Here is an 18,935-nt window from a genome sequence, read left to right on the forward strand (position 1 = left end):
CGGTAGGAACGCTGATCAGTGCGGGCTGCTATACAGGCCTTAGTGATGAATAATTGGTCCTGGGGTGGCTTTGCCAACGCGATTTTAATGGGGGCCGTCACCGGCGGGGTCTCCGGAGGTCTGGGACAGGTTTTCAGTGCCAGTGGCTTCTGGGGATCTGTTGGCAATGGAGCTTTGGCAGGAGCAGGAACAGGTGGTGTTACAGCTTTGATCACCGGGAAAAATTTCCTTGAAGGGGTAATAAAAGGAGCTGTAATTGGTGGTGGAGTAGCAGCATTAAGTCAAGGGATTGGTAGATTATTTAATAATCCTAATGACTACCAAGGTCAGACAGTAGATGTATTGGATACAGAATCTGAAAGAATTTATGGTACGCCTGTTGAACATAGTTCAAAACGGATTTTAAAAGTTATAAATGAAGAATATAAAGGAGCCTTACCTACTAATGCAAGTGTCCTGGCATTACATGACGCAAGTGATTTACCCCAATATATGAAAGATAGTGGATATACTTTTGATGGAAAAGTTCTTAAGAATAGTGCTAAGCAAGAAGTATTGGCAACTACTACACCATTTTATAAAAATAAATACATGCGATATGTCTTTGCACCAAATGCGTCAAGATCTTACCAACAGTTAGTAAAAACTACAGGGCATGAGCTAACGCATGGAACTTTTTTTTCAAAAGGTATAGGCTCATTTGATATGATTGTTCAAACTTGGGGATATAAATCTTTTCCGGATGAATTAACAAACCATCATGCGGTAATATCTGTATGGGAAGATAAGTTTCTAAAGTATAAAGGATGGGAAAATCTTCCAATTAATAAATTACCTTTGGTAAATTTAAACCTAGTAATACCAGCAAGTCCAGGACATGTGTTCCAAAAGGATTTAATGCTTAAAATTATGAATAACTTTTTTAATAAATCAAAATGAAAAAATATACATTGATATTCCTATTGATTTTTTTATTCTCCTGTTCAAAGAAACAGAATGTAATAAAAGATACCGTTACATTAGAATATAAATATGATTTGAATAAAAAAGAATATTATTTAATATTTTCAAATAAAACAAAGGAAGATTTAACTATTTTAATACCTAATCAATTGGCTTTTGTTTTATATAATAAGACTGATGAAAAAGCTTCAAAGAATATTTTAGAACATGTTGAACGGGTAATTTATTGCAATATTGAAAAATATTCACCAGTAAAATCTGCTATGATTTTGAAAAAAAGTTATTTTAATTATTTTCATAATAATAATTCAAAGTATGAATTTACAACAGTTGATTTAAAGAGTAATGAAAAAAAAGAAATCTTATATCATATTCTAATTGATAAAAACACCAACTTTGGTCATAAAAATATATATAAACAATATATCCCCAAAATGAGGGATTTATTAAATCAAAAGCCTTTTTTGGGTGTTATCAATCAGTATTTAGAGTTTGATGATCACGATTATAAATTATATTTGGAAGACTTTGAAATTCGAGATAGTTTGATAATGAAACCTTAGTTTTTTTGTAAAAGCCTTTCAATGCACTATTAATAAGTGCGACAGGTTTTCAGCTGGGGATCTGTGGGAAATAGCGCTTTCGTAGGAGCAGGAACAGGAGGTGTTACAGCACTTATTTCCAGACAGAATTTCCTTGAAGGAGTAATAAAGGGTGCTGTGATTGGAGGTGCTGTAGCTGGTGTTAGCTGGGTCGTTTCAAAAACAGTAGCATATTATAGATCAAAAACTCCAGATACAATAACATCTTCGGAACTAAAAAATGCCGGATATGATGTTTCGGATAATATTACTGGTGATTATTATACAAACGACCAACAGGTTCAAAATGATTTTAATAGGACAACAGGAGATTATCAGGCTTCAGCAGATAAAATAAATACTGAATATAAACTAGCAACAGACCAAAATCTTCCTCAAGGAACAAGACTCACCCATCCTTGGAAACAGATTTGGACTAATAATCCAAAAGAGAGTAGTCATATTTTAGGACTTACGACGAATAGAAATAAAAACTGGTGGGAGTTTTTATTGCAAGGAGAAAAAACAACAGTGTTAATTGCTCCTAATTTAGGAATCCAAAGTGATATAGTTAAAAAGGCTGTTTTTGGTCATGAATATATCCATGCCTATCATAGGTATATTGGACTTATGGCACAATATGGAAGTCAATATTCAAATTATACAGAATCTTCCGCTTATCATTTTACTATTAATTTGTTAAAAGCCAATGGGCATGATTTTGATGCATTTTTAAATCAATTCTATAATTATGGAGGAAATTTTCCAGGCCCATTTAACTGGACATATGCGATAAAAATATTGTTAATTTTAGAAATTAAGGTATGAAATTTTTTATATACATATTTTTCTTGACTTTGTTGAGTTGTAATCAAGAAAAAAATAACTTCAAAGTAAAAGACATTACTGAAATTGTTTATATAAGTGATAAAATCACTTATGATATATCTGGAAATTTTTATATTCTTGATAAAAGATTTAAAAAGCCAGGAAAGCATAGTTTGATGATGAGCGGTCACGACTTATATTTTATAAAGAAAAAGATTATCGATGAAAAAATATATAATTTAAATGATTCTTTGAAATTTATAAAATCATGTAAAAATAGTGGTTGCTTATCTGAAATCATCATAAAGTATAAATCCGGCAGAAGGCAGCATTTTATTTTTGATAACTCTAATTATAAAGATAATTTTAATAACAAATTATATAAGAGGATAATCAATATCGAAGAAACGATAGGTGAAGTTATTATACATAATGTAAGTGAACCGGAATCGGTAAATGTACACTTTTAAGAAAGAAGTAAAGAATTTGAATAGTTAGTAGAACTCCCCCTATATGGATTGCTCCAGTGATCTGGGGGAGTAGGAACGCTGATCAGTGTGGGCATGTATGCTATACAGGCATTAATTGGTCCTAGTGTGGTTTTTTATTTTAATGGGGATAGTAAAGAATATTATTTAACTTTAAAAAGGATAAATTATTAAAATATGCTGCCTGTTTTTATCGGAACAACTAGAAATCAAAATAGACAAATATGATTTTTCCAAAAGCAAAAAAAATAGCACAAGACCTTGGTTGGTATAAAACAGAAGACAGTGTATTTGGACTTTACAAAGGTTACTTTTTTAACGTTTCAGACGCAAGTTTATTAAGTACTCCTCAATTCAAATTTGTAACAGTGACAATCGACAGCTTAACAGAGGAACAAAGGTTACAACTCAAGACAGAGTTGGTCACAAACAAAAGAAAATTAAAATTTTCAAACTTTGAAATTAGGGACAATAGTATTTTTTTTCAATTCACTGAAAACGTAACTTTTACTAAGCTTAAGACTATTTATTCTTTGTTCGATTTTTTGGTCGATCTTTTCAAAAAAATAAACATATCAGATCAAAATAAGTGTCACGACTGTGGAACAAACCAAAAAATTAACTATTACAACCTAGATGATACTGGTATAATACTTTGTGATTCTTGTTTCAATCTGACAAATACTCGTTTCTACGAAATTGAAAGAGAAGCATTTTTAAAAGAAAAAAGTTATTTAACAGGATTTTTAGGATCAATTATTTTTTCAATTCCAGGGATTATCCTTTGGATCTTACTTGCAGTATATTTAGGAAGATTTGCTTCTGGAATGGCATTTATCATCACAACCCTGGGGTATCTAGGATATAATTATTTCAAAGGGCAACAAGGAGCACCGAAAAAGTATATTATTGTTCTTACAAGCATGATAAGCATAATTATTGCAAACATTATAACTGTAATTATTTTATTGGTAAAAGAGGGTTATGACATACATCATGCCGTCTCAGTGTTTCAAACAAACCAGATAGCAAAAGAAGTATTTAATCAAAATATTATTTTATCCTTTATATTGGCATTGCCTGCTTGGATCTGGATATTGTTTATAATGAAAGACAAAAAATTAATTATAAAGCTTGCAGATAAATTTTAGAAGTAAAAGCATAGGCCATAACAGCTCTAAGGATGTATATTGTAAGTCTTACCAATATATTCTAGGTTCATAATAGGGGTAACTTATAAAAAGTAAAAAATGGGTTAAGGATAAAATCAAATCTTATAACCCGGAAAAATTTCCTTGAAGGAATGAGCTATACTGTAAACTTTTTAAGTAAGGCTAAATCTCACAGTCTAACAGAAGCAGATTTAGATTTCTTCGATAGCCAAACTTCAGGTTGATCCATCAACAGATCCTGATATCTTAAAATGGATAGGAAGGATAGGATGATGAATGGAAATTAATAAAATAAATACTCAGAAAACATTCTGAGTATTTATTTTATTAATTATCATTGTCGTCCAAAAGGTGTCCGAAGAAATCTCGTTTCGTTTTCAGATAGCCTTTACTTATTTCGTTGGCCGGGATCTGTAATGGTATCCTTGCATTAAGGTGAATATTGCTGTCTACTACATATTTTACCTTTTCAGGATTATTGGTCAAAAGATTGATGTCTTTTACATCCAGCAGATTAAGGATCTCAATGGCTACTCCAAAGTTCCTGTCGTCAGCAGGAAGTCCAAGTTCAAGGTTAGCCTGTACTGTATCGAGACCTTTTTCCTGTAGTGAGTAAGCCTTCAGCTTATTGATGATACCGATATTTCTTCCTTCCTGACGGAGATAGACAATAATTCCGCCGTTTTCATGGATGTACTTCATAGCCGCATCAAGCTGCTGACCGCATTCACATTTTTTTGAATGGAAAACTTCTCCGGTGATACATTCTGAATGGAAACGAACATTCACAGGTTGGGTAAAATCTGTATTTTCTGCGATGATGGCCATGTGAGGCATCCAATCGTTTTCATTTTCGGAGAAAGCGATCATTCGGAAATTGCCGTGCTCTGTAGGAACATTGGCTTCCGCCTGAATTTTAATCATTGATAGTTCAATTAGTTTTAACTTCCTGGTAAAGCATCTTCTATGACAGAGATATTGGTCTTTAAACGAACCAAATACCTGTTGAGAACTTCGTCATCATCTTTGTTTAGACTTTGTCTTTGCTTTTGTATCTTTTTGTATGATTTTTCGAAGCTTTTAAGTGCTCTTTTCTTTCCTGTAGAATTGTTGGCATCAATAGCATATAAATAATTCTGAAGGCTGTATTTCAAGCTTGTTATCTCCTCATTCAGTCCATTGTTTTTAAACTTGGGAAAGGTGGAGATGATATTTGAAATTTCAGAAGCATTTACATTTTCTTTGATATTGATATTAAAATTCTTTTTTGAATCCCGGTCAGAATCAGAGCCTTTAGTATCGCTATAAAAGTTATTTGACAGCGGAGAAAGGTTAAATTTTTCCGTTGCGCAGGAAGATGTTAATATGATAAGTACTCCAAAAAAAAATAGTCTTTTCATTACTGTTGCCCTTTTTGATAAAGGATTGGGTTAAGACTTTCATCGTTATACATTTTCATTTGTTTGTATACCTTCATCTTAACATTACCGTTTTCAATATCAGCAAGCAACTGATCTATAGAAGTTGACAGATCTTCCTTCTGAGTAAGCAGTACGTCCAGTTTTGCCTGGCAGCTTTTTCTGTGCTCTTCAGAAGCGGATTCTCTATTGGCTTCTAATGACATATGATAAACCTTTAATGCAAGTATTGATAGTCTGTCTACTGCCCAAGCGGGAGTTTCCGTATTTATCTTTGCTTCAGGTTTAGGAGTTATATTTTCAAACTTAGTAAGGAACCAGCTATCAATGTATTCTACCAGATCAGTTCTTTTCTGATTGGAAGCGTCTATTGTTCTCTTGAGTTGAAGAGCTTCAGCCGGATCAATATTTTCATCTCTAATTATATCTTCTAAATGCCATTGAACGGTATCAATCCAGTTCTTTGCATACAAAATTCGTTCCAAACTGTCTTTTTCGAACGGGTTATTAATTAGAGTGTTAACGTCATCAGACACGTGATAGTCTTCAATAGATTGATTGAAGACTTTCCATGCAGTCTCAGTAAATTTCATTAATTCTAAGGAATTTTAGTTGCTTGAAGAATTATTGTTGGCAGAAGACGATTTGTTTTCAGAACCTGGTTTGTCTTCTTCTTTTACCGCATCTTTAAATTCTTTGATTCCTGAACCTACTCCTCTCATAAGTTCCGGAATTTTTTTTCCTCCAAAAAGTAGTACCAAAATTATGGCTACGATCAGGATATGCTGCCAAGATAAGGCAAGTATTGTTAGTGTATTCATCTCTTAAAATTTTTGCAAAGTTACACTTTTTTTAATATGAAATCCAACCTAATGGATCAACTGGTGTACTTCCGTTCCATACTTGGAAATCAAGGGTATAAGCACCGTCAAAATCCTGGGCTACTGTACCTACCGGAGTTCCTGAAGATACCTGCTGTCCTTTGGAGACACTTACATTTCCTAAGTTGGAATAGATCGTAAAATAGCTTCCGTGTTTAATGATAACGGTCTTTGTCCCGTCATTATTGGCTAATACTGAAGATACTGATCCCGGGAATACTGATTTTGCCCGTGTACCTGAAGGTACGGAAATTTTAATCCCGTTATTCTCTTCAGTAATATTTTTGAATACCGGGTGAGGCTGTCTTCCGAAACGGTGGGTGATTTGTCCGGCTCTGTCTGCAGGATAGCCCAGTCTTCCTCTGTTGTCAGCAAAGCTGTTTCCGGATGCTGTAGAAACGCCATAGCTGGTCATAGCCTTCGTTTCAGCAGCTTTTTTCTCCTCTTCTTTTCTCTTGGTAAGCGCTGCTTCTGCTGCTCTTGCCGCCGCTAATTTATCTGCCGCTTCTTTAGCTTTTACAGCCGCTTCATCAGATGCTTTTTTAGCAGCAACTTTTCTCGCTTCATCTCTGGCATTCGCTTCTGTTCTTGCAGCTTCCTCGTTACGTTTTCTTTCTTCTTCGGCTCTCTTTGCTGCCAGCTCAGCTGCTCTTTTGGCTTCTGCTTCTGCAAGTATTCTTTCTCTTTCAAGGGCTTCCGCTCTTGCTTTGGCTTCCGCCTCAATTCTTGCTTTTTCTCTTTCTGCTGCAAGCTTAGCCAAACGGATCTTTTCTGCTTCCGCTTTTTTTCTTGCTTCTTCCTCTGCTTTTGCTATTCTGATCTCTTCAGCAATGATCGCTCTGATCTGCCCTTCAATAATTTTATTCTGTGTCTGCTTTTGTTTCAGCTCGGCAGTAAGTTTAGATTCGTTCTTTTTAAATTCAGCGACCAATTGCTCTTTCTGTGCTCTCTCCGCATTGATCGTAGCCAGGTCTTTCTGCTGATTGATCAAAAGGCTTTCTTTTTCCTTTACAGAGTTTTGTTTTTGTGCGATTGTTTTTTTGATCTGATTGGCAGCATTGGTGATTTCTGCTGCTTTTTTATCCTGATAATCTGAATATTGCTTTAAATATTGCACCCTTCGTATCGCTTCTCCCAAATTCTTTGAAGAAAGAATAAAGGTTACTTTATTCTGTACCCCTTTGTTTTTATATGCATTTACAAGGACATCAGCATAGTTTTTTCTAAGAACAGCCAATTCTCTGTTCTGACGGTTGATCTCAAGCTGGCGCAGATAAATATCGTCTTCAATAAACCTCTTTTCTTTTTGAGTGTTATTGTAGACCTTTTCTCTTAAAACTAACTTTTGATTAACGCTGGTAAGATAGGCTATGGAAAGTTTAGATTCGCTTCTTGTTTTAGCTAAATCCGTATTTATTTGTGCAATTTGTTTTTTAAGTTCGGCATTCTGTTTTTGCAATTGTTCTTTTTTCTGCTGTCCCTGGTGCAGTCCGAACATTAAAACACCTATTAAAAAGCTAAATTTTTTAATCATTTAATCTCAATTTTCTTATAACTGGATGGTACAGAATAAGGTGTTTCCATCCTCGAAAAGTCAAATTTCGTGTTTTCCAGTATAATTTGACTAGATTTTGAACCTTTTATAATTATTTTAACATTTTTAGGAAGGCGGATTCCGTTGAATTCATTCCAGTCACTGTAAGAAATTTCCAGCTCATCAGAAGACAAAATATCCTTTAAGCTGACCGTTAATAAATCGTAATTGGTATCATACTGCAGAGCAATTTGATATTCCCTCTGCTTTTCATCAGTGACAATTTTCTGGTTGACGTTGGAAACCATTTTATAGCCCTGTGCATTTTGAGTTAAGGTAAACTGTGAATCACTGATTTTTACGAAAGTGCGCCCCAACAGGATCTTTTCCAATGATTTGTAATCAATGAAGTTCACATTAAGTAAGTTATTGAGATAATCAAAATCAGAATCAATATAGGTTTTGTTGATCTTATCCTGTCCCTTTATACCCTCAGGGGTTGCAATTCCTCTGGCTGCATTGATGAACAGGGCTCTCAGATTCATCCAGACCTTTTTATCGTTCTCAATATAAATGGTTGCATCCAGGGTAGGAACAAAGCTTCCTGTTTCTACTCTTACTTTACTGTCTATCTTGATCTGTTCAAATTTTGGCGGGATCAATACATGCTCATAGAAAGTGAGTTTGTCTCTCACCGGTTCGTTTACATCTTTTGGATTTCCGTTATCTTCTGCTGTTGCAATACTGTCCCGTGCGTTGGCTGCATCATTTTTCACAGCGGTACGGGTCTTACAGGATGATAATGCAAGAAGCAATAAAAAGAGTGATATCCAATTTTTCATGTATTTATCTTTTGATTTTAAAAAATCGTGCAATATTAACGCCAAACCACACAAAATGTTTTGTGTGGTTTGATTATATCTTATTTAAATTAAAGAATTTACAGTCTTATTTAGAAAGGAAATCTAAAACAGAATAGTCTCCCAAAGAAATTTCTCTGGCAACTCCGAAGTATTGGGCAGAGTTACCGATCATAGAATTGGACAGATTTCCGTGATTGATCCTTGTGTTTTCCTGAATCAGGGAATTCTCGATATTGGAATTCACCACTGTAGTATTGTTACCCAGTGAAACGCCAGGTCCTACCTTAGAATTAGACACCTTTACATTCTCTCCAATGAAGCAAGGAGGGATGATCAATGAATTTTCGATCACTGCAGATGCAGGATAGTGTGTCATTTCCTCTTTTTCATATTCAAGGATCTTACTGTTGGTTTCTACCGTAGCATTCTTGTTACCACAGTCCATCCAGTCATTTACTTTGCCTAAAGTAAACTTGGCTCCTTTTGCTCTAAGATTTTCCAGGGCTGTTGTGAGCTGGTATTCTCCTCCGTTCTTAATGTCACTGTCAATGATATAGTTGATCTCATCCATCAGTTTTTCAGCACTGTTGAAATAGTAGATTCCAATGATGGCCAGATCTGAAACGAAAGTCTTCGGCTTTTCAACAAAGTCTGTAATAAAACCGTAGTTGTCAAGCTTTACCACTCCAAATGCAGATGGATCTTCTACACTTTTCACCCAGATCACTCCGTCTGAATTTTTATCCAATTGGAAATCCGCACGGAACAGCGTATCCGCGAAAGCAATAACCACATCTCCCTGCATAGACTGCTCTGCACACTTGATGGCGTGAGCTGTTCCAAGAGGATCATTCTGATAATATATACTTCCTTTTGCTCCCAGCTTTTCAGCAATCTGAATAAGGGATCTCTCGATCTCAGGACCAAAATCTCCGATGATAAAAGCTACTTCTTCAATTTCTTCTCCAGCGACCTTAGCTATATCCTCCACTAATCTCTGTACGATAGGTTTTCCGGCGATAGGAATAAGGGGTTTTGGAACTGTCAGTGTATGAGGACGTAATCTGGATCCACGTCCAGCCATTGGGACAATAATTTTCATAAATGATATAAAGATGTTTTTGTTTAAATGTAATTTGTTTTTTGCTAAATATAATAATTTAAAATCCCTTTAAGACATAATACTTATCATGCTTAGCATCTTCATTATTTTAAAGTATTATGTTTAGCAAAAGAGAGACCAAGTTCTAAGATCTTTTAAAAATTTTGGATATAATAGCTTTTTCTTTAAAGGCCACCAGCCCCAGAAACAGGACCAGAAATAGATTTCCTACCAGATAGTTGGTTCTGAAATAATAGAAAGAGATCAATGAACAGGCAATGGTAAAGCCTAAATACATTACTATTTTACATGTATTGTAATGAATGGGGTATTGCCTTTGCCCCCATACATAGGAAATGATCATCATAGACGTGAATGTAATCAGAGCAGCCATGGCACTTGCCCAATATCCATATTGCGGAATGAAAAGAAAATTGATCAGAATAGTAATACATGCTCCTATTACTGAAATGTACAATCCCACTCTTGTCTGATCTGACAGCTTATACCAAATGGACAGATTCAGATAGATTCCTAAGAATAAAGCACCAAGCATTACAAATGGAATGATTTCAATTCCTTCATAATAAAGAGGGTTCCTTAAATATTTTTCGGAGATCCACTGAAGATTAACCATTAATCCCATATAAATGATACAGCTGCAAATGACAAATACGTCCATCAGTACAGCATAGGTTTTATAGGAGTCTTTATTTTTAAAGCTTGAAAAGAAATAAGGTTCGATTCCCAGCTGATAAGCCTGCCTGAAGACCGTAATAAATGTTGCGATCTTATAAACGGCTCCATACACTCCAATCTGGTGGCGTGCTTCGTCTTCAGGAAGTAAGTATTTCAGGAACTGTCTGTCCAGGGTCTGGTTGACAATTCCTGCAAGCCCTGCGATCATTACAGGCCATGAGTAGTTCATGATCCTTTTCCATAATCCGAAATCGAACTTTGAAATGCTGAAACTGAAAAATTCCTTTCCAACGATTAAAAGAGTAATGATACTCTGGATAAGGTTGGCCACAAAAACGTAGCCTACCCCAAAATCAGGATTGTATTGTAAGCCTAATATTCCTTCAGGATGATTAGGAAGCCATCTTATAAAGAACAGGACCAATAAAAAGTAGACTAAAGATCCTGCGACTTTGGAAAGCATATATTTAAAAGGTTTTCCCTGAAGCCTCAGTATTGCTGACGGGATGGTAGAAAAGGCGTCTAATGAAAGGATAAAGAGAAAGATGATCAGGTAATTCACCTGATCCGGGGTTTCAAAAGCTTCTGCCAGCTGAAACCTGAAAACGTATCCTAAAATAAGATAGATAAGACCCATGCTGATGATACTCACCGAGCAGGTAGAAATTAATGTTTTTTTATCAATATTCTCTTCCTGGGCAAACCGGAAGAAAGAAGTTTCCATGCCATGGGTAAGCAATACGGTAATAACTCCTGCAATGGAATACCAGTCGACAAACGGTGATGAAGCCGCCGGCCCGAAGGCTTTTGTCACGATTGGTGCAATAATGAATGGGAAGATACGGACCAATACAGAACTGAGTCCATACACCGCTGTCTGCCCAAATAATTTCTTATACAATTCGAAAAATTTTATGCAAATGTAAATATTTAGAAATTGATTTGTTATCCGTGATATTAAAATTCATTCATAAACCTTAATTTTGCTTTTTATAGAAGTTAGATATCCGAAGTTGGAAATTAGTAGTTACATTTTTACTTATAATTGACAGCTCCAGCTTTTCTGACTTCTCATGATCTAATATCTAATTTCTACGTAAAAAATGAAAATCCTTATCAAAAATGTAAGCATCGTCAACGAAGGAAAGATCTTTGAAAGCGATGTCTTGATACAAGATAATTTAATTGCTAAAATAAGTGCTGATATTTCTGAAGATGCAGATCAGATCATTAACGGCTCGGGAAAATATCTTCTTCCGGGAGTCATTGATGATCAGGTGCATTTCCGTGAACCGGGTCTTACCCACAAAGGAGATATCGAAAGTGAATCAAGGGCAGCTATTGCCGGTGGAATTACCAGCTTTATCGATCAGCCCAATACGGTACCGAATGCGGTTACTCAGGAGCTGCTGGCGGATAAATATGAAATCGCTTCTCAGAAAGCTTATGCCAATTATGGCTTTATGATGGGAGGCACTAATGATAATCTTGAAGAAGTTTTAAAAACCAATCCAAGAAACGTCCCTGGAATTAAATTATTCTTAGGTTCCTCTACAGGAAATATGCTGGTGGATAATCCTGATACGCTGGAAAATATTTTCAGCAATACCAAAATGCTGATTGCCGTTCACTGTGAAGATGAAGCAACCATCAGAGCGAATACTCAAAAGTATTTGGATCAATATGGAGAAGATATTCCGGTAAAGTTCCATCATCTGATCAGAAGTGAAGAGGCTTGTTATAAATCATCTTCCAAGGCGATTGAGCTTGCCCGGAAAACAGGGGCGAGACTTCATGTTTTTCATCTTTCCACTGCGAAGGAAATGGAGCTTTTCAGAAATGATGTTCCCTTAAAGGATAAAAAAATTACTGCTGAGGTATGTGTCCATCATTTGACCTTTACCAATGAAGATTATGAAACAAAAGGTGGATTGATTAAATGGAACCCTGCTGTAAAAACTCAAAAAGATAAGGATGGACTTTGGGAGGCACTTTTGGATGACAGAATTGATGTTATCGCTACGGACCATGCTCCTCATACTGCGGAAGAAAAGAACAATGTGTATACAAAATGTCCGTCAGGGGCACCGTTGGTACAGCATTCATTGGTTGTGATGCTTGAAAATTATAAAAACGGTAAAATATCTCTTGAAAAAATCGTTGAAAAGATGTGTCACAATCCTGCGATCCTGTTCAGAGTAGAAAAGAGAGGCTTCGTGAAAGAAGGATATAAAGCAGATCTTGTTCTGGTAGATCTGAATGCGGACTGGACGGTTGCCAAAGAAAATATATTGTACAAATGTGGCTGGAGCCCATTAGAAGGAATGAACTTTCATTCTCAAGTTACCCATACTTTTGTAAACGGACATCTGGTGTATGAGAACGGAAATGTATCCGAAGGAAGATTTGGAGAAAGATTGTTGTTTGAGGTAAATTAAAAATTATTTATACATAAATTTTGCATTCCGGAAGAAACGATGGAAAATATTCTATTCTTCCGGAATGGCAAAATTCCACAGGAATCTTTGATAAGATAACTGGCAAGCTTAAATGCTTTGAATCTTATATCTCATCATGTTATCAGCTTTAATCAATCACAATACTTTCAACTCCTTTTTCTAAAGCTGTTTCCTGAATTCCGGGAATAGCGAGTCCTTCTGCCCGGAAAACGCTGATGTCTGTGACTCCATAGAAATTGAAAATTCCTTTGATGTAAGGTACATTAAAGTCGTATTCCTGGTAGGGCCCTTCAGAATAAATATTACCGGAAGAAAAGGCAATATATAATTTTTTGTCTTTCAACAATCCTGTAGGACCGCTCTCACTGTAGCTGAAAGTATAGCCCGCTCTCGACGTATAGTCAAAATAAGCACGAAGTGTAGAGGGGATGGAAAAATTGTACAATGGCGAATCAAGAACAATGATATCAGCCTCTCTCAGCTCATTGATCAGCTTTTCAGAATATTCATTAATGGTTTTCTGTTCTGAAGAACGGTTTTCTGCCGGAGTAAAAAACGAATTGATGTGTGTTTCTTCCAGATGAGGAACTGGATTTGTCGTCAGATCACGTTCTTTTACAGTGCTGTCAGGATATTTATTCCTGATTTTTTCTACAATTGCGTTTCCTAATTTTCTGCTTGCAGAAACTTCTTTTCTTGGACTTGAAATGATATGAAGGATATTTTTCATAAATGTAAAATTTAAATTTCTTCAGCAAAATTATGTATATTAGCTTATCAAAAGTTAGTAGTGAATAAAAGGTTAGTAGTAACTTTTTAGTTAGCTGTTTAAATTTATTGTATGGAAAATTCAATCGAAACCGAAGAAGGTATTTGTAAAGAAAATTGCGGAAAAAGTCTCTCTGCTGTTGAAGATGCGATTTATGTAATAGGAGGAAAATGGAAACTGAAAATCATTATCGTTTTACAGGAATTAGGAAATGTCCGTTTCAATGAACTGCAAAGAACAATAGGAGGGATCTCAGCAAGAGTTCTGTCCAACGAATTAAAAGATCTGGAATTGAATGGCTTTGTGAAAAGAGTTGTTCACACAGAACATATGCCGGTCATTGTGGAATATATTTCCACGGACTATAGCAAAACGCTTAAAAATGTGATATTATCTCTGTCAGATTGGGGGCAGAAACACAAAAGGAATATTCAGGAAGATATGTTTAATAATACGACTACTTCTTAGGTTTAGCTTTTGTTATTTTAAAGCTCTCAATTGTGGGGCTAGCCTGAACTTAACAATTCAATTCTAAATAAAAATTATTAGGCCGTTTTTTAATTCTTCCCGTAGATCATACGGATTTAGCAAATGATTGAGTTTAATGATTTTTGGGCTTTTTAAAATTTACACATAGTTTAATTTATGTAGTTTTGTACTTAAAAAATAATAACCAATATTTATGTATAAGTTTTTTTTGATCTTATTATTATCAGTTTCTTCACAACTTAGTTCACAAATAAATACACAGCTACTATCAAACTCATCGTGGACAAAAGTGAAATCTAAAATGCTTGATGGTAGTCGGGATTTATCAACAGGATCATACGGATTTTTGGTGTGGAAATTTAACGGAAACAAGATGTGTGAGCATATTGATCCTTGGGCTGTAGAGAGGACAAAATGTATAGATTTAAAATTTGAGAAGAATTTGATTCGGTTTTCCGATAAGTCTGCTTATCAGGTTGAAAAACTAACATCTGATTCATTAATTGTTATACAGAAAACGGATGGGATAACTTTTCCAGATAAGATAAGAAAGATGTGGTTTGTAAAAACTTCTGTCCTTATAAAAGATTTTACCGATAAAACAATAGGTGATTCTATTGTGATTACTTCCCGAAATGTAACACCGACGTTGACAAAAAACATCATTAGTGAACTGCTAAGTACCTACATAGACAAAAAATATACTCACGATTTTACTGTGGACGGAGAAATCAGAATTTTCCCTAAAAAACAGGAAATTGGATTGAAAATAGACAATATAAATCAGAATAAAAATAGTCGGAAAAGTCTTGATTTATTCAAAACGACTTTACAACAGAACTATAAAGTATGGGATATAACAGGATTTGAGAACTTTGAAACAATCATTATTCCTTATCGTTTCAAAAGTAAAGCTGAAGATGGTTATGGTAATATAGGGTTTTTTAATAGGATTTTTTCTGGTGAAGAAGGTAAGCGGATTGGAATCAATATAAAAAATAAATATGCTTCTGCAGAGAATTTCAATAAAGGAGTGGAAGCTACCAACAAACAAAAATTTGAGAATGCAATCTACTTTTTCAATAAAGCGCATGAGGATGATAATACAAATACTGAAGCATTGTATAATGTGGCATCAATTTCATTAGCCCTGAATAACGTCGATGTAGCATGCACAGCATTAAGGAAGTTAAAAGATCTGGAACAAACTGAAGGAACCAAATTATTTAAAGAAAAGTGTTCAGAAAAACAATAGATTTAGTAGGAGGCTATCTCAAAAAGTCAAATAATTCGGCTTTTGTCATTCTGACGAAGGAAGAATCTTATTGAAGATCAGTTGTTTGAGATTCTTCATTCATTGCATTTCATTCAGAATGACACTTTTGAGACAGCCTCTTTAATTGTAAAATACTCCATTAGCTTCAGCCAAAACTTATGAAATGTTAGCGAAAAAATAAGGAAAAGTCCTCCTTTTTAGCTTTCACAGATAGAGCCAATTCCACTTTTTTAATCCCAATCATCTGCTTAATCTGCCCAATCTGCGAGAGATTTTTTTATTTAATAATTCATTGCATTGGTCAGAAATATCCATGTTGGCCTTTCCTTTTACGATTTTACCTTTTCGCCTTGCTGCCCATATAGAAAATCAGCTTCCCACCATTCATAATCTCAGAATGCTTCAGGATAAAGCTCTTAATTTCTTTTCCATTTAAAAGAACTTTCTGAACATATACATTTTTCGGGCTTTGGTTGATCGCCTCGATCTCAAAGGTCTTTCCGTTTTCCAGATTCAGCACTGCATGATCAACTGCGGGACTTCCGATAGAGTAGTTTTCCGAGCCGGGAGCAACAGGGTAAAAGCCTAAAGAGCTCAAAATATACCATGCGCTCATCTGGCCGGTGTCATCATTTCCACCTAATCCATCAGGTGTTGCCTTATACTGCATTTCTAAAATACGGCGGATCTGTGCCTGGGTTTTCCAGGGCTGTCCTGCCCAGTTATAAAGATAGGCTACATGATGTGCAGGTTCGTTCCCATGAACATATCCCCCGATGATTCCTTCTCTTGTAATGTCTTCAGTATCTGCAAAAAACTCATCAGGAAGATGCATGGTGAATAATTCGTCCAGCTTTGCTGCAAATTTTTTCTTGCCTCCCATCATGTTGATCAGTTCATCCGGGTTCTGCGGAACAAAGAAACTGTAGTTCCAGGAGTTTCCTTCAATAAATCCTTGTCCGTGGGTGCTTAATACGTCAAAATCTTTTTTGAAGCTTCCGTCAGCCAGACGGGGACGCATGAACCCAATCGTTTTATCAAAATTATTTTTCCAGTTTTCAGAGCGCTTGATGAATTGACTGTAAATTTCCGTTTCTCCCAGATATTTTGCCAGCTGAGCAATAGCCCAGTCATCATAAGCATATTCCAGTGTATTTGAAACTGAGGTGCCGTTTTTTTCAGCAGGAATATAACCTAGGTCAATATACTGTCCGATGCCTTCATAATCTCTTTTGTTAGCTGTTTCTATGCAGGCTTTTAGCGCTTCTTTGGGATCTCCGTCATAATTCCCTTTAATGATAGCATCTGCAACGACACTTACACTGTGATAACCGCTCATACACCAGTTGTCATTGGCATAATGAGACCAGATCGGCAGCATTTTCATGGAAAACTGATTGTAATGGGCCATCATAGATTTTACCATATCATTATTCCGTTTGGGTTGGATAATGTTAAACAGAGGATGCAGTGCCCGGTAAGTATCCCACAGAGAGAATGTGGTGTAATTGGTAAAATCTGTCGCTTTATGAACGTTTTGGTCCAGACCTTTATATTCTCCGTTCACATCCATATAGGTAGTAGGATTGATAAAGGTATGGTACATGGCTGTATAAAAATTGATCTTTTCCGTATCGGAGCCTTTGATGATGATTTTATTCAGTTCCTTGTTCCAGCTTTCCTGTGCTTTGGATTTAACCTGGTCAAAGGATAAATTTCCGCTTTCTTTCTCAAGGTTTTCTAATGCATTGGCCTGGCTTACGGGAGAAATGGCAAGTCTGACCTCAATAGCTTCGTTTTCCTGAGTATCAAAATCAAAATACATTTTCAGATTTTTGCCTGCGATCTCCGGGAAATTCTTAGTCTGGTCAAATTTTCTCCAAAACCCTTTGTATACCTGCTTATCATCATAGTTCTGCTGTCCGTAATTTTTAAAAGGCTTTGAAAATTTTATGGCAAAATAAACGGTTCTGGTTCTTGCCCAGCCATTTGTCTGTCGGTATCCTGTAATTGTATTCCCATTTTCCACACGCGCATAGGTCCAGATATTTTTTCCGTCATAATGGTAAATGCCGGCCATCAGGTCAAGAATAATATGTGCCTGGTCAGATTTTGGAAATGTGTAACGGTGAACTCCCACTCTGGATGTTGCGGTTAATTCCGCAAGAATATTATGGTCATCCAGTTTCACTTTATAATATCCTGCTTCTGCTGTTTCATTCTGGTGGGAAAATCTGCTTCTGTAGCCACTTTCCGGACGAGTTGCTGTACCGGGATTAAGCTGTAATTTTCCCACTGTAGGCATTATGAGAAAATCTCCCAGGTCAGAATGTCCCGTTCCGCTGAAGTGTGTGGAACTGAAACCTACAATCGTTTTATCTTCATAGCGGTATCCTGCACAGTATTTATAAACTTCACCATTATATTTGCCATTAAGTTCGTAAGAAATGGTATCCGTCTCCGGACTTAGCTGTACGGCTCCAAAAGGAAAAGTAGCACCAGGATAGGTGTGCCCCATTTTTTCAGTTCCGATCAATGGGTTTACATATTGATAGAGCTTTTCGAATCTTTGGGCTTTAAAGGCTGAGGTGAAGAACAGTAATGAAAGAAAAATGGCAGTTCCGGGATTTTTCATGAAAAGTAGATTATTAAAAGATAAAATTAATTAAAAATTCAAAGAATGTACACTTCTCTCTTTCTTTAATTTATAAAAAACTCTTTCATGTTTATTTTTCAGAAAATCTGAAACCGATGCCGTGCAAATTTTCGATGGAGATATTTTCTTCATTCACAAACACTTTTCTCAACCTTGAAATAAATACATCCAGACTCCTTCCCATAAAATAATCATCATCTCCCCAAATGGCCTTTAGAATATCCTGTCTTTTCAGAACCGTATTTTTGTGACGGATAAAATAGAGCAGCAGCTCAGACTCTCTTTGGGTAAGACTAATGGTATTGAATGAATCCTGTAAAGTATAGTTGTTAGGATCAAAGTCATATTTCCCGACCTTGTATTGTGGCGGATAGGTACTCGTTTTCTTTGAACGTTTTAGAAAAACTTCAATTTTCAGGATCAGCTCTTCAATACTGAACGGTTTTACAAGATAATCATCTGCACCAATTTTGAGCCCTTTGATCCTGTCTTCTTTCAGCGCTTTGGCGGAAATGAAAATGATGGGAATTTCGGTATTTTTATCACGGATATACTGAGCCAGCTCAAATCCGTTGATTTCAGGCATCATGATATCTAAAAGGCAAATGTCAAAATTTTGAGTATTGAATGCTTCCAATGCGGATCTTCCATCAGGGTAGCAGCAGATTTCATAATAGCTTTCCAGGCTGTCCTGAATCAGGAAGGCTATCGTCTTATCATCCTCTGCATATAAAATTTTAGATTTTTCCATGGCTTG

General features: G+C 35.8%; 19 protein-coding genes. 8 read left to right on the forward strand and 11 right to left on the reverse strand.

Annotated features, from left to right (window positions below):
• Positions 1–45 precede the first annotated feature (45 nt).
• The 5 genes from AC4IF5_RS14410 (at position 46) to AC4IF5_RS14430 (ending at position 4,011) form a co-directional block, all read left to right on the forward strand.
• A complete protein-coding gene (locus tag AC4IF5_RS14410) occupies positions 46–939 on the forward strand; it encodes a hypothetical protein (protein ID WP_490735659.1) in 894 nt (297 codons plus the stop codon).
• Positions 936–1,526, forward strand: coding sequence for a hypothetical protein (locus AC4IF5_RS14415; RefSeq protein WP_490735661.1), 591 nt, complete (start codon positions 936–938; stop codon positions 1,524–1,526). The genes AC4IF5_RS14410 and AC4IF5_RS14415 overlap by 4 nt, the downstream gene beginning before the upstream one ends.
• Positions 1,527–1,589: 63 nt before the next feature.
• Positions 1,590–2,372: a hypothetical protein gene (locus AC4IF5_RS14420; protein WP_490735662.1), complete on the forward strand. Its 783-nt coding sequence runs from the start codon at positions 1,590–1,592 to the stop codon at positions 2,370–2,372.
• Positions 2,369–2,842, forward strand: a complete 474-nt coding sequence (locus AC4IF5_RS14425; RefSeq protein ID WP_490735664.1) for a hypothetical protein — start codon at positions 2,369–2,371, stop codon at positions 2,840–2,842. The genes AC4IF5_RS14420 and AC4IF5_RS14425 overlap by 4 nt, the downstream gene beginning before the upstream one ends.
• Positions 2,843–3,084: 242 nt before the next feature.
• On the forward strand, positions 3,085–4,011 hold the full coding sequence (locus AC4IF5_RS14430) for a hypothetical protein (RefSeq protein WP_490735665.1): 927 nt from the start codon (positions 3,085–3,087) through the stop codon (positions 4,009–4,011).
• A 348-nt stretch (positions 4,012–4,359) separates the two neighbouring features.
• On the opposite strand, the gene ribA is transcribed toward AC4IF5_RS14430, so the two are convergent.
• From ribA to AC4IF5_RS14470, 8 genes are all read right to left on the reverse strand, one after another.
• On the reverse strand, positions 4,360–4,956 hold the full coding sequence (gene ribA / locus AC4IF5_RS14435; RefSeq protein ID WP_490735667.1) for a GTP cyclohydrolase II: 597 nt from the start codon (positions 4,954–4,956) through the stop codon (positions 4,360–4,362).
• Positions 4,957–4,973: 17 nt separating this feature from the next.
• Positions 4,974–5,432 carry a hypothetical protein gene (locus AC4IF5_RS14440; RefSeq protein WP_490735668.1) on the reverse strand — a complete coding sequence of 153 codons (459 nt, stop codon included), beginning with the start codon at positions 5,430–5,432 and terminating at the stop codon, positions 4,974–4,976.
• Positions 5,432–6,043: a DUF4254 domain-containing protein gene (locus tag AC4IF5_RS14445; protein WP_490735670.1), complete on the reverse strand. Its 612-nt coding sequence runs from the start codon at positions 6,041–6,043 to the stop codon at positions 5,432–5,434. Before AC4IF5_RS14445 ends, AC4IF5_RS14440 begins: the two co-directional genes overlap by 1 nt.
• A gap of 15 nt (positions 6,044–6,058) precedes the next feature.
• Positions 6,059–6,271, reverse strand: coding sequence for a Sec-independent protein translocase subunit TatA/TatB (locus tag AC4IF5_RS14450; RefSeq protein ID WP_490735671.1), 213 nt, complete (start codon positions 6,269–6,271; stop codon positions 6,059–6,061).
• A gap of 31 nt (positions 6,272–6,302) precedes the next feature.
• A complete protein-coding gene (locus AC4IF5_RS14455; protein ID WP_490735673.1) occupies positions 6,303–7,865 on the reverse strand; it encodes a murein hydrolase activator EnvC family protein in 1,563 nt (520 codons plus the stop codon).
• A complete protein-coding gene (lolB1, locus tag AC4IF5_RS14460; RefSeq protein WP_490735675.1) occupies positions 7,862–8,707 on the reverse strand; it encodes a lipoprotein insertase outer membrane protein LolB1 in 846 nt (281 codons plus the stop codon). The genes AC4IF5_RS14455 and lolB1 overlap by 4 nt, the downstream gene beginning before the upstream one ends.
• Positions 8,708–8,813: 106 nt before the next feature.
• Complete coding sequence (locus AC4IF5_RS14465; protein WP_490735677.1) at positions 8,814–9,830, reverse strand: sugar phosphate nucleotidyltransferase; 1,017 nt, start codon at positions 9,828–9,830, stop codon at positions 8,814–8,816.
• Between the two features lie 145 nt (positions 9,831–9,975).
• Positions 9,976–11,430 (reverse strand): lipopolysaccharide biosynthesis protein, encoded by a 1,455-nt coding sequence (locus AC4IF5_RS14470; RefSeq protein ID WP_490735679.1) that lies wholly within the window; start codon positions 11,428–11,430, stop codon positions 9,976–9,978.
• A 202-nt stretch (positions 11,431–11,632) separates the two neighbouring features.
• Between AC4IF5_RS14470 and AC4IF5_RS14475 the strand changes: the two genes are divergently transcribed.
• A complete protein-coding gene (locus AC4IF5_RS14475) occupies positions 11,633–12,967 on the forward strand; it encodes a dihydroorotase (protein ID WP_490735680.1) in 1,335 nt (444 codons plus the stop codon).
• Positions 12,968–13,115: 148 nt separating this feature from the next.
• Here the strand turns inward: AC4IF5_RS14475 and AC4IF5_RS14480 are convergent, their stop codons facing one another.
• A complete protein-coding gene (locus AC4IF5_RS14480; RefSeq protein WP_490735682.1) occupies positions 13,116–13,718 on the reverse strand; it encodes an FMN-dependent NADH-azoreductase in 603 nt (200 codons plus the stop codon).
• A 111-nt stretch (positions 13,719–13,829) separates the two neighbouring features.
• Between AC4IF5_RS14480 and AC4IF5_RS14485 the strand changes: the two genes are divergently transcribed.
• Complete coding sequence (locus AC4IF5_RS14485) at positions 13,830–14,225, forward strand: winged helix-turn-helix transcriptional regulator (protein WP_490735684.1); 396 nt, start codon at positions 13,830–13,832, stop codon at positions 14,223–14,225.
• Between the two features lie 214 nt (positions 14,226–14,439).
• Positions 14,440–15,501: a tetratricopeptide repeat protein gene (locus AC4IF5_RS14490; protein WP_490735686.1), complete on the forward strand. Its 1,062-nt coding sequence runs from the start codon at positions 14,440–14,442 to the stop codon at positions 15,499–15,501.
• Between the two features lie 358 nt (positions 15,502–15,859).
• Here the strand turns inward: AC4IF5_RS14490 and AC4IF5_RS14495 are convergent, their stop codons facing one another.
• On the reverse strand, positions 15,860–18,157 hold the full coding sequence (locus AC4IF5_RS14495; RefSeq protein WP_490735688.1) for a GH92 family glycosyl hydrolase: 2,298 nt from the start codon (positions 18,155–18,157) through the stop codon (positions 15,860–15,862).
• Positions 18,158–18,248: 91 nt separating this feature from the next.
• On the reverse strand, positions 18,249–18,929 hold the full coding sequence (locus AC4IF5_RS14500; RefSeq protein WP_490735689.1) for a response regulator transcription factor: 681 nt from the start codon (positions 18,927–18,929) through the stop codon (positions 18,249–18,251).
• Positions 18,930–18,935 lie beyond the last annotated feature (6 nt).

Source organism: Chryseobacterium sp. UF-290 (genome assembly GCF_058245615.1).